This window comes from Streptococcus caballi DSM 19004 (assembly GCF_000379985.1).
Lineage (GTDB): Bacteria > Bacillota > Bacilli > Lactobacillales > Streptococcaceae > Streptococcus > Streptococcus caballi.
In genome coordinates, this window is the sequence record NZ_KB904074.1 from 134,345 (window position 1) to 146,429 (window position 12,085).

At 40.2% G+C, this 12,085-nt stretch carries 7 protein-coding genes and 3 pseudogenes; 5 read left to right on the plus strand and 5 right to left on the minus strand.

All coding sequences use genetic code 11. From position 1 onward, the window contains the following. Positions 1-255 precede the first annotated feature (255 nt). Positions 256-6,813, plus strand: a complete 6,558-nt coding sequence (locus A3GS_RS12285; protein WP_018364343.1) for a pullulanase — start codon at positions 256-258, stop codon at positions 6,811-6,813. Positions 6,814-7,204: 391 nt separating this feature from the next. Here the strand turns inward: A3GS_RS12285 and A3GS_RS12290 are convergent. From A3GS_RS12290 to A3GS_RS0105085, 4 genes and pseudogenes are all read right to left on the minus strand, one after another. Further along, positions 7,205-7,523, minus strand: a pseudogene (locus A3GS_RS12290) (integrase core domain-containing protein); the annotation flags it as partial. A gap of 159 nt (positions 7,524-7,682) precedes the next feature. After that, positions 7,683-7,821, minus strand: a pseudogene (locus A3GS_RS13310) (IS30 family transposase); the annotation flags it as partial. A 46-nt stretch (positions 7,822-7,867) separates the two neighbouring features. Next, positions 7,868-7,993, minus strand: a complete 126-nt coding sequence (locus A3GS_RS12295; protein WP_240430888.1) for a helix-turn-helix domain-containing protein — start codon at positions 7,991-7,993, stop codon at positions 7,868-7,870. A gap of 200 nt (positions 7,994-8,193) precedes the next feature. Further along, entirely contained in the window at positions 8,194-8,478 is a 285-nt protein-coding gene (locus tag A3GS_RS0105085) for a DUF3270 domain-containing protein (RefSeq protein ID WP_018364344.1), read from the minus strand. Between the two features lie 187 nt (positions 8,479-8,665). Between A3GS_RS0105085 and A3GS_RS0105090 the strand changes: the two genes are divergently transcribed. Together A3GS_RS0105090 and A3GS_RS0105095 are read left to right on the plus strand one after the other, a co-directional pair. Then, positions 8,666-9,592 carry a peptidase U32 family protein gene (locus A3GS_RS0105090; RefSeq protein ID WP_018364345.1) on the plus strand — a complete coding sequence of 309 codons (927 nt, stop codon included), beginning with the start codon at positions 8,666-8,668 and terminating at the stop codon, positions 9,590-9,592. Between the two features lie 122 nt (positions 9,593-9,714). Next, a complete protein-coding gene (locus A3GS_RS0105095; protein ID WP_018364346.1) occupies positions 9,715-11,004 on the plus strand; it encodes a peptidase U32 family protein in 1,290 nt (429 codons plus the stop codon). Positions 11,005-11,146: 142 nt separating this feature from the next. On the opposite strand, the gene A3GS_RS0105100 is transcribed toward A3GS_RS0105095, so the two are convergent. Beyond that, complete coding sequence (locus A3GS_RS0105100) at positions 11,147-11,452, minus strand: hypothetical protein (protein WP_018364347.1); 306 nt, start codon at positions 11,450-11,452, stop codon at positions 11,147-11,149. A 131-nt stretch (positions 11,453-11,583) separates the two neighbouring features. On the opposite strand from A3GS_RS0105100, the gene A3GS_RS0105105 reads away from it, so the two are divergent. Together A3GS_RS0105105 and A3GS_RS12300 are read left to right on the plus strand one after the other, a co-directional pair. Next, entirely contained in the window at positions 11,584-11,796 is a 213-nt protein-coding gene (locus A3GS_RS0105105) for a YdbC family protein (RefSeq protein ID WP_018364348.1), read from the plus strand. Between the two features lie 194 nt (positions 11,797-11,990). Then, positions 11,991-12,085 (plus strand): annotated as a pseudogene (locus A3GS_RS12300) (IS200/IS605 family transposase); the annotation flags it as partial.

Sequence of the window (12,085 nt, forward strand, 5' to 3'; positions counted from 1 at the left end):
CAGGAGTGTTTTTATTCTGTCTCATTTTAGGGGGAGTGCCGATGTTTATTGCTTTTAGCTTTTACTATGTTAAAGCTTTGTCTGCCCCTCTAGATAGGATTGAATTAGCGTTATTTTCAGTGAAATCTGTGTATTCAAATGTTAGATTTGTCAGAACTAGGCATAAAAATGTTACCGATAACATTTTTGCAACCGCTTGCATTTATTCCGAAAAAAGTTATACTGAAGTGTAAGCAAGATCCAAAGGAGATTATTATGCCTAAGAAACGTTCAAAATCATGGCTTGAGAAAAAAGAAATTTTTTCCATTCGAAAATTTAAAGTGGGAGTAGCTTCAGTGGCTATTGCTGCTAGTTTTTTTGCTCTAGGTCAGCCTAATTCTCTTGTAAGAGCTGATGAAGCAGCCGTTCAGTCTGAGCAAGTTGTAACAGCTCAAGGTGATAGTAGCTCAATTACTCAAGTAACAGACTTGACAGCAAGTCCTGAGACAAGTCAGGCAACAACTACAACTGTTACAGATGAAGTAGCAGTGGCAACTGAAACGGGTAGTTCATCTCCTGCTGAAGCCCCTGCGCTAGCAGCTGATAGTCAAACAGAAAATCAAAGTATCACAGCTGATGCGACTCCAGCAATAACTCCCCCAACTTCTGAAGAGCAACCTTCAGAAAGTGCTGCGGCTTCTGTTGAAACGTCAACAACTGATTCTACAGAAAATGTGGCAACCGTTTCTCCAGCAACAACTACTGAGGAAACAGCCCCAGTACCGATTGAAGAGGGGAACATTCGTTTACACTTCGCCGGCTTGGATGATAGTGCTATTGATCACTACGGTCTTTGGACTTGGGGCGGTGTTGCGACTCCTTCTGATGGTAATAAATGGCCAACTGATGCCCAGCCATTCGTCGCTAGTCAAAAAGACGATTATGGCTACTATATAGATGTTAAGCAATCTGAAAATCCAGCCTCTATTGGTTATCTCCTCCTAAAAGATGGCGAAAAAGTTATTGAAGGGGATCAAAAAATTGAAATTGTTGCTCCTCAAATGAATGAGGCTTGGATTGCGCCAGACTTTAAGTTAAATACCTACAAACCTCTTAATAATGAAAAAGTTGTTCGTATTAACTACAAGCGTGATGATGGCAACTATGATGGCTGGGGTCTTTGGCTTTGGGGTGATACGGTAGCTAGCGATGGCTGGCCAGATGGTGCGCTTGATTTTACAGCGGAAGGACAATATGGACGCTATGTTGATGTTCCCTTGTCAAAGGCGTTGGAATCTCGCATTGGGTTCCTAGTGGTTAACCAAAAGAATCCAGAACTACCAGGAAATAAAAGTTCAGATATGAGCTTTGCTAATCGTCAAGTTCATAGCCAAATTTTCCTCAGAAATGACGAAGCAACAGTCTATACAAATCCATATTATATCCCAGAAACTTTGGAATTAGATTTATCCAAAGCGGAACCTGGGAAAGCCAATATCAGCTTAACAGCAGAAGTTGATAAAGCATTTGACTACAATCAACATGGTATTTTATCTATCTCAGTAAATAACCCAGATAATGTTGATATTTACAAAACTCAGGTTGACAGCACAGCTATAGGTGGTGGAATCATTGATATTTCACCGGAGTTAAACAAAGTCACTTTGAATGCAAGTAGTGAGGTTGCCGCAGGAGATTATGAACTGCCCGTAAGGGTTTATGATACGAATAATGGTTACTATGAAACTAAAGTTAAAGTAACGATTACAGAGCACCAGAAGAAAGCTGGCGAGAAAGATTGGGATGAGCAAATCATCTACTTCATGCTGACAGACCGCTTCAAGAATGGTGATACTAGCAATGATAATCCTTACAATCAGCCTTATGCACAAGCAACCAATCAGCGTGGTGTTTATCAAGGTGGTGATTTCAAAGGGGTTACAGAAAAACTTGATTACCTTAAAGAATTAGGGGTAACCTCTATCTGGTTGACACCTATTGTAGAAAATATTCCAGGTAGCGCTGGGGACGCAGAATATTACGCCTACCACGGTTATTGGGCATCAAACTTTGAGAAACTTAATCCTCATTTGGGAAGCCTTGCTGACTTCCATGAATTGATTGACAAGGCTGCTGAAAAAGGTATTAATATCATCGTGGACGTAGTTCTAAACCATGCTGGCTATGGCACAGAAGATACCTTTAAAGGTTTGGTTAGAACACCAGAAGAAAACAAAGAAGGCGATGATCAACAAGGTTCTCTATCTGGATTGCCTGACTTTAAGACAGAAGATGATGTTGTTCGTCGTCAATTAGTTGACTGGCAAACCTCATGGTTGGAACGGTCAACCACAGCTAAGGGCAACAGCATTTATGCTTTCCGCGTGGATACTGTTAAACACGTTGATGATACCACTTGGCAACATTTTAAAAATGAGTTAGCTGAGAAAGATATTGATTTCCACCTGATTGGCGAATCTTGGGGTGCTAATTATAAAGATACTAAGGGTGACCTTAAAGCAGGTACAATGGATTCATTGCTTGATTTTGGCTTCAAGGATATCGCTAAACTCTTGGTAAACGGCAACTTGATTGCAGCCAATAAAGAATTAGCGGCGCGCGGTGAGGCCATTAACAGTGCAGCTACTTTGGGACAATTCTTGGGTAGTCATGATGAAGATGGTTTCTTGTATAGTATCAATGGTGATACAAATAAATTAAAACTAGCAGCGACAGCTCTCCTAACTGCCAAAGGTCAGCCAGTCATCTACTATGGCGAAGAATTAGGTCAAAGTGGTGCTAACAACTGGCCACAATATGATAATCGTTATGATTTTGATTGGTCTAAGGTGGGAGACAGTGATATCTTAGCGCATTATAAGAAAGTCCTTGACTTCCGTAATGCCAACTCAGAGTTACTTTCTCGAGGGGAACACACTATTGTTGGTGGAAGTGATGGGGCTCAATGGGTGCTTGCGAAACGTAGCTATAAAGACGATTCAGCTTACATTCTTTATTCAGTTGCTGATGAGTCTAAACCTGCTCTAATCGAAGTATCAGGAGAAAATGCGACTCTTACAGATTATTACTCTGGAAAAACTTATAAGCCTCAAGCTGATGGTGATAAATGGTTTGTTCAAGTAGATGTTCCAACCTTGGCTAATGGCGGTACCATGTTAATTAAGGTGGCTAACGGAGATATTATATCTGCTACGAGTCCAGTCAAGGAAGAAGAACCAATTGCCCAAGGTAGTATTCGTCTTCATTTCAAGACCTTACCATCAGATAACTTGGATAGCTTGGGTCTTTGGACTTGGGATGATGTAGCAACCCCATCAAGTGATAATGGTGCATGGCCAACTGGTGCCACAAGCTTTGCTAATGCTAAACAAGATGACTATGGTTATTACCTTGACGTCAAAATGACAGAAAAACCTAGCAAGATTAGTCTTTTGATTAACAACACAGCAGGGGACAATATCACAGGTGATAAACTAGTTGAGTTGATTAGTCCAGCGATGAACGAAGCTTGGTTTGATGAAAATTATAATTTGCATTATTCAGAACCACTTAAGGAAGGTTATATCCGTATCAATTATCTGCGTACGGATGGTGATTATGATAATAAAGCTCTCTGGATTTGGGGAGATGTCCAAGATGTCACTTTGGGTGATTGGCCAGACGGTATCAACTTTGATAACGAAGGCAAGTATGGTCGCTATATTGATGTGAAGTTGTCAGATGCTGCAAGTTCCATTGGTTTCCTTCTTCTTGATGAAAGTAAGGAAGGCGATGCTGTTAAAATCCAACCAAATGACTATAAGTTTGCTGATTTAGCCAAAAATAGTCAAATTTTCCTAAGAGATGATGATGCAACAGTTTACACTAATCCTTATTTCATCAATAACGTCCGTGTTACAGGGGTGTCACATATTAGTTTAACAGAGCTAGAAGCTAGCTTTACAACCCTTGAAGGGGCAGATGAAGCAAGTTTGTTAGAGAAAATGACAATTACTGACAAGGATGGTCAAGCTGTTACTATTTCTGGATTGATCTTGGATGAAGCTGGTAAAAAAGTACGGATTAAAGGTGACTTTAACCAAGAACATGCAGGCTACACGCTTAAATATGGTAGCGATAGCTTTACCACTAAGATGAGCTGGCAATTGAAAGATAGCCTCTATGCATATGATGGCGAACTTGGTGCGCGTGTGACAGCTAACGGTAGCGTAGTGGATGCTACTCTCTGGTCTCCAAGTGCGGATGCTGTTAATTTGGTGGTTTATGACAAAGACGATCAAAGCAAAGTGATTGGAAAAGTTGCCATGACTAAGGGTGACAAAGGTCAATGGGATGTTCATTTAGCAGATAAAGCGTTAGGTCTATCTGATTACCGTGGTTACTACTACCACTATGAAATTACGCGCGGTGATACAACTGTTTTGGTTCTTGATCCTTATGCTAAATCATTGGCCGAGTGGAATAGTGACCTTGCAGATACCGATCCATCTTATAAGGTGGCTAAGGCAGCCTTTGTGGATCCTAGCGAGTATGGACCAAGTGATTTGACTTATGCTAATATTCCAAACTTCAAGCAACGGGAAGATGCGGTAATTTATGAAGCCCATGTGCGTGATTTTACATCAGATGAAGCGATTTCAGATGATTTGAAGGCTCAGTTTGGTACTTTTGCAGCTTTTGCTGAACGTCTAGACTATTTACAAGATTTGGGTGTTACCCATATTCAATTACTTCCTGTTATGAGTTACTATTTTGTCAATGAGTTGAAAAATGCAGAGCGTCTCAGTGAATACGCATCAAGCAACAGTAACTACAACTGGGGATACGATCCTCAAAACTATTTCTCTCTAACAGGCATGTACTCAAGTGATCCGACTGATCCAGCTAAACGCATCGAAGAATTTAAAAATCTTGTCAACGAAATTCATAAACGTGGAATGGGTGTGATTTTAGATGTGGTCTATAATCACACAGCACAAACGTCACTATTTGAAGATTTGGAACCAAATTATTACCACTTTATGGAGGCTGATGGTACTGCTAAATCTAGCTTTGGTGGCGGTCGCTTGGGAACGACTCACTACATGAGTCGTCGCGTCATGGTAGATTCTATCAAGTACTTGGTTGATGAATTTAAGGTTGATGGTTTCCGCTTTGATATGATGGGAGACCATGATGCAGCAGCGATTGAGGCAGCTTATAATGCTGCTAAAGAGCTTAACCCTAACATTATCATGCTAGGAGAAGGCTGGAAAACTTATACAGGGGACGCTAACCAACCTGAGAAAGCTGCTGATCAAGACTGGATGAGTAGCACGGATACCGTTGCGGTCTTCTCTGATGAGATTAGAAATAGCCTAAAATCAGGTTATCCTAATGAAGGCCAACCTGCCTTCATCACAACAGGTGCTAGAGATATTCAATCAATCTTTAATGACATTAAGGCTCAACCTGGAAACTTCACGGCAGATGACCCAGGCGATGTGATTCAATATATTGCAGCACATGACAATCTCACCTTATTTGACATCATTGCGCAGTCTATCAAGAAAGATCCAAGTAAGACTGAGAATTATAAGGAAATCTTACAACGTCAACGTTTAGGAAATCTTCTCATTCTTACGGCACAAGGGACACCATTTATTCATTCTGGACAGGAATATGGTCGGACCAAGCAATTCAAAGATGAAGCCTACCGTTACCCTGTATCAGATGACAAGGTTCCAAATAAATCTCATCTCTTGACCAACGCAGATGGTACACCATTTGACTACCCTTATTATATTCATGATTCCTATGATTCATCTGATGCTATTAATCATTTTGATTGGACAAAAGCAACTGATGCCGAAGCCTATCCTGAAAATGTAGCGACACAGGCTTACACTAAAGGGTTGATTGCACTTAGAAAATCAACAGATGCCTTTAGATTATCAACGAAAACTGATGTGGACACTAATGTTTCTCTAATTAGTCTTCCTGGTCAAAATGGCATTGCTAAAGAGGATGTTGTCATTGCTTACCAAACCATTGCTTCAAATGGAGATCGTTATGCAGTCTTTGTGAATGCAGATAGCAAAGAGCGCAGCTTCGTTCTCAGTGATGCTTACAAAGCGCTCCTAAATGGTGAGATTATCGTTGATGGAGCTCAAGCCGGTCTTGAAGCAATTGCTAATCCAGTTGGGGTAACAAAAACAGCAGATAGCTTTGTTTTGGCACCTTTAACAGCTGCAATCGTACGTTTGAGTTCACTCGTAACTGAAGTGCCTGATAACGCGCCAACAGCAGCAGAAAAACCAGAATTGAAGTTTACAACAAAAGAAAGGACTGAAACGTCTCCTCTTGAGTTTACAACGCACTATCAAGAAACAATAGACCTAGCAAAAGGAGTAAGACAAGAAGTAACAACTGGTAAAGAAGGCAGCGTGGTACGCACCTACCGTGACGTTTATGTGGAAGGCGTCTTGGTAGCAAGTCAGTTACTGGATGAAAAAGTTGTACCAACAGAAGATGCCTACATTCTGATTGGAATCGGGCAAACAGTTCAATCTACTCAGACAGCGACAACAGTAGTTAAAAACACTTCTTCTGCTCCAGTGGTGAAACAAGCGATCCAAGCTACTCAGATAGCAGCAACAGTAGCTAAAAATACTTCTTCTATACCAGTAGCGAAACAAGCAGTTCAAGAAGGCAGTCAACTACCTACTACCGGTGATACAGAAAATCTCCCTTATCACTTATTAGGATTGAGCTTGCTTGTAAGTGGTCTAGGTCTTGCAGCTTCTAAAAAGCGTGACGAAAAAGATGTCTAGTAAGCAGCCTGTGTAGATGTGTGATCACCTTAGAACCTGTATTCACAGTTCAGCACTTCTATCTAAGGCTAATTTTCAGCTACTTATCGTTAGTTTTTTCAAAATACAGTCAGTATTCCCTCAAAAAACAGCCTTGATTAGCGAAAAACTATTTCTTTTATAAAAGCACTTCACTTATGAATATAGGTTCTTAGTTATTTGCAGTAACGAGTTTGGAATCATTTTGATTCCAAACTCGTTTTTTGGGGCTCTTTGTCAACTGCAATGGGTGATGAAAAGCTATCCCCTGGAGAGGTCCAAGATTTTCTCTCCTTCTCTAGGCTCGTTGTCAAGTCTATCAAAACTTTGAAAAGGCAACACGTTTCTGTACAAAATTTATAAAGTGTTTTTGTTAAATGATTGCTCTTTTAGTCATTGGCGTTTGATAACTAAGACTACCATGAATGCGATGATGATTCCATCAGTGAACATCATCTTTAGTTTTAAGGGCTAGTTCATCCAGTGAACGGAAGGTTTCTTGTTGATAAACTCAAGCTTGAAGGAGCGATAGGTACTCCCAGCTACCGCATGTCATAAGGACAACTAGCTTGACTTAGAGACCGGGTGATGCCAAACACCTCTAACATGTCATTTATCAGCTGGTTATCAAACTCCTTCCCTAGAACAGAATGGAACAACCTAACTTTGGTCAGAGCGTAAGGAATGCTTTGATCAGTTCACTGCCTTTTCTTCTCGCATTGTGAAGGTCAACAAGACTTGTTTGAACTCGTCAGTAAAGTAATGGCAAATTTTTCTAGACATACTTTTCTCCTAATTTCTTTAGTGTAAAACACTTTACTCTTCTGTCTAATTTAGTGTAACCTATTCAAGGCATCCGCAAAGTAAAAGTCGATGCCAAGCTCTTCTACCAAGGGATAACAAGCAAACTCCTTTCCCTCTGTCAGATGTAAGGCTCTTCAGAAATTTTTTCGGTATGCTATGACATAGCACTTGAATGACTGAGAACATAGTGTTTTTGTGCGAATGGTGCAGAGTAAGTGCCATTACAAGGCTTTCATTCTCTTGAAAGTGTTGATTTGTGAACTCCTAATTTTCTCGCTATTCGGATTGGTTTGAGACCTAATTCTAGGCAAGTCTTTATCTTAATGCGCTCAGTTATGGTAATATGATGGTAGCTCATAGATTTCTCCCGTGTTCTGCTTAGTGTGGTTACTTACAGTTTACACGAGGTTGAACTCTATGAGTTTTTTTGGTTGCATTATATTTGACAATTTATCACATTTAAAAAGCCTATAATATCCGAATGAGATTTACCCACTACAGATATTATAGAGCCCTCCTTTTGGATAAATAAAAAAACTTCACGGAAACAGGTGAAGCTTATTGTTTTAAAGACCAAATTAATGTTGAAACAGCTGATGTGATGGCTAAACTAGCCAGTAGAGCAAATAGGAAAGCCCATAGAGGTGCCAAGTTTAAGGCAAGCAGCATAAACGCAATAACAACTGTTGTCACACCGAAGAATGCGATACGAGCAAAAAACAGCAGCTCGCGAAATTTAGCGCTGTTAGTATTAAATTCTTGGAACTCTTGGAATTTAGGCTCAGAATTGTCCTGAAACAGCTCATCTTTAAGCTCTCTTTGCTGTTTTAATGGTGCTACCATAGTTCTCTCCTTTTAAGATACCATTTTATCATATCATAAAAGAAATGATTTGTCACCTTTTTTTAAAAATTCAGTTATTTTCGATATCTAGCAGGCTCGAAGAAAAACTAATTGAATAGAGCGGGTTTGAGATTTTTAGAGAATATTATTATCTATTTTCAATATTATTTGCTATAATGGAAACGTTATGGAAAAAATTATTATTACTGCAACGGCTGAATCTATTGAGCAGGTCAAAGAGCTCTTGGAGGCAGGCGTTGACCGCATTTATGTTGGTGAAGAAAATTACGGCTTGCGCCTGCCACATAATTTTACCTACGATGAGTTGAGAGAAATAGCAGGGCTGGTTCATGCTGCTGGCAAGGAATTAACAGTGGCCTGCAACGCTCTGATGCACCAAGGCATGATGAATAGTATCAGACCCTTCCTTGATTTTATGAAGGAAATTCAGGTTGACTATCTAGTTGTCGGTGATGCTGGTGTCTTCTATGTTAACAAGCATGAAGGTTACAATTTTAAATTGATTTATGACACTTCTGTTTTTGTCACTTCAAGTCGTCAGGTTAATTTCTGGGGAGAACATGGCGCTGTTGAGACGGTTTTAGCACGCGAAATTCCTTCGGTAGAATTGTTTAAAATGTCCGAAAGTCTGAAATTTCCAGCTGAAATCTTGGTTTATGGAGCCTCTGTCATTCACCATTCAAAACGTCCTTTGCTACAAAATTACTACAATTTTACGCATATTGATGATGAGAAGACGCGTGAACGAGGTCTCTTCCTAGCTGAGCCTGGTGATCCTGAAAGTCATTATTCAATCTATGAAGATAAGCACGGTACCCATATTTTTATCAACAATGATATTGATTTGATGACTAAGTTGACCGAGCTGACAGAGTACAATTTTACTCATTGGAAACTTGATGGTATCTATTGTCCTGGGCATAATTTTGTGGAAATAGCCAAGCTCTTTATCAAGGCACGTGATTTGATGGAAGCGGGAGAATTCTCACAAGATCAAGCCTATGTGTTTGACGAGCAAGTTCACCAATTGCATCCAATTGGACGTGGACTTGACACTGGCTTCTACGAAATTGACCCAGATCTAGTTAAGTAAAAATGTCAAAACTTGTCATGATTGAGTTACTATTTCAGGGCATGGCAAGCTTATTGCAAACTGAGGAGTTGAGATCCTCATCGGAAGTTCCTTCCTATCTTGTAAATAGAAAGAGTACAAACATGTCACAAAAAACATTAAAACGTCCTGAGGTCTTGGCACCTGCAGGAACATTGGAAAAATTAAAAGTCGCTGTTGATTACGGTGCAGACGCTGTCTTTGTCGGTGGACAACAGTATGGTCTGCGAAGCCGCGCAGGAAATTTCACCATGGAAGAGTTACAAGAAGGGATTGACTATGCCCATGCACGTGGTGTGGACGTCCATGTGGCTGCGAACATGGTAACGCATGAAGGTAATGAAGAAGGTGCAGGTGAATGGTTCCGCCAATTGCGTGATATGGGTCTGGATGCGGTCATCGTGTCTGACCCAGCCTTGATAATGATTTGCTCACAGTATGCACCAGGCTTAAACATTCATTTGTCAACCCAAGCATCATCAACCAACTATGAAACCTTTGCTTTCTGGAAAGAACTTGGACTGACCCGTGTCGTTTTGGCACGTGAAGTAAGCATGGAAGAACTGGCTGAAATTCGCAAGCATACAGATCTTGAAATTGAAGCTTTTGTTCATGGTGCTATGTGTATTTCTTACTCAGGACGTTGCGTTCTGTCTAACCACATGAGCCACCGTGACGCTAACCGTGGTGGTTGTTCTCAATCTTGCCGCTGGAAATACGACCTCTTTGACATGCCATTTGGTACAGAGCGTCGTAGCCTCAAGGGTGAAGTGCCAGAAGAATACTCTATGTCAGCCGTTGACATGTGCATGATTGAAAATGTTCCAGACCTTATCGAAAACGGTGTGGATAGCTTTAAAATTGAAGGACGCATGAAGTCTATTCACTACGTTTCAACAGTTGCTAACTGCTATAAAGCGGCTGTTAATGCCTATCTTGAAAGTCCAGAGGCCTTCTATGCCATCAAAGATGACTTGATTGACGAATTGTGGAAGGTTGCTCAACGTGAACTGGCAACAGGATTCTACTACCAGACACCAACAGAAAACGAGCAGCTTTTCGGTGCCCGTCGTAAAATCCCACAATATAAATTTGTCGGCGAAGTGGTGGCTTTTAATGAAAAGAACATGACAGCGACTATTCGTCAACGTAATGTCATCATGGAAGGTGATGCTGTTGAATTCTACGGACCGGGCTTCCGTCATTTTGATTGTCATATCCAAGACTTACATGATGCAGAAGGCAATAAAATTGACCGCGCACCAAATCCAATGGAACTTTTGACCATTACTGTACCGCAAGAGGTTAAACCAGGTGATATGATTCGCGCTTGTAAAGAAGGACTTGTTAACCTCTACCAAAAGGATGGTTCAAGCAAGACCGTTCGCGCATAAAGTTTTTGAAGTTTGAAACCTCTGTTTAGATATTATTAACCCCAGCAAGCTTATCAGCAACTTTCAGCAGTTTGGCTTTAATCCAGTATAAGGATCAATCATAAACAAAAATGAACAAGTTAGTTACGCCAAGTAATCTTGTTCATTTTTCTTTTCTTTGAAGTTGTGATTGTTGGATAGTCGGTGCTAGTAAGTGAAGTCCATCACTGTCTGTTAAGAAAGTAATAGCTGGTATATTTTGCTGAAAATGTTTAAATATAAGTTTTCCAGCTTTTTTGGCCGAGTTAACTAAGTCACTTGTAAAAAATATTTGATATAGTGGGACCAGCCTCTTTTCTTGAGTTTGCCGCCTGTTTGTCAAGATTTTATCGGCTGTTAGGTCAGTTTTTGTCAGCTTGGAATGCTTATCAATAAAATTCTGACTTATATTTTTAAGCTTTGTAAACAATTCTTCATAGCCTTTCCCCTCAAAAATTGGTAAAATGGTTATACACTATTTTTTGTGGGAAGTAATATTTTTAATTGTTTTTGAAAACTTTTAGAAAGTCTTGCGAATAAATAAGTAGGAGGAAAATTAATATGTCTGAATTTAAATTTGAAATTGAAGAACATTTGCTGACCTTGTCTGAGAATGATAAGGGGTGGACTAAGGAGTTGAATCGCGTGAGTTATAACGGTGCTCCAGCTAAGTTTGATATTCGCACATGGAGTCCAGACCACACCAAGATGGGCAAGGGAATCACCCTGACCAATGAAGAGTTCAAGGTGATTCTTGATGCTTTTAGGAAATAAAAAGAGAGGAAGTTATCGGCCAGCGGGCTGAAGCTTCCTCTTTTATTATGTGACTTTCAGTCCGTTTCGCTCCGCAGGTGCGAAACAAATAAACCACCCGCTATGCGGGTGCGCATCGCTGGTTATACCAAAAAAACTCCAAACGCGATACAATAAAGGTGTTCAAGCCTAATGTAAAGCGAAAGGAGCAAAATATGGCACAAAAGGCACATAGTTTATCTCACACAAAGTGGATGTGTAAATACCACATTGTGTTTACCCCTAAGTATAGACGAAAAGTAATCTATAA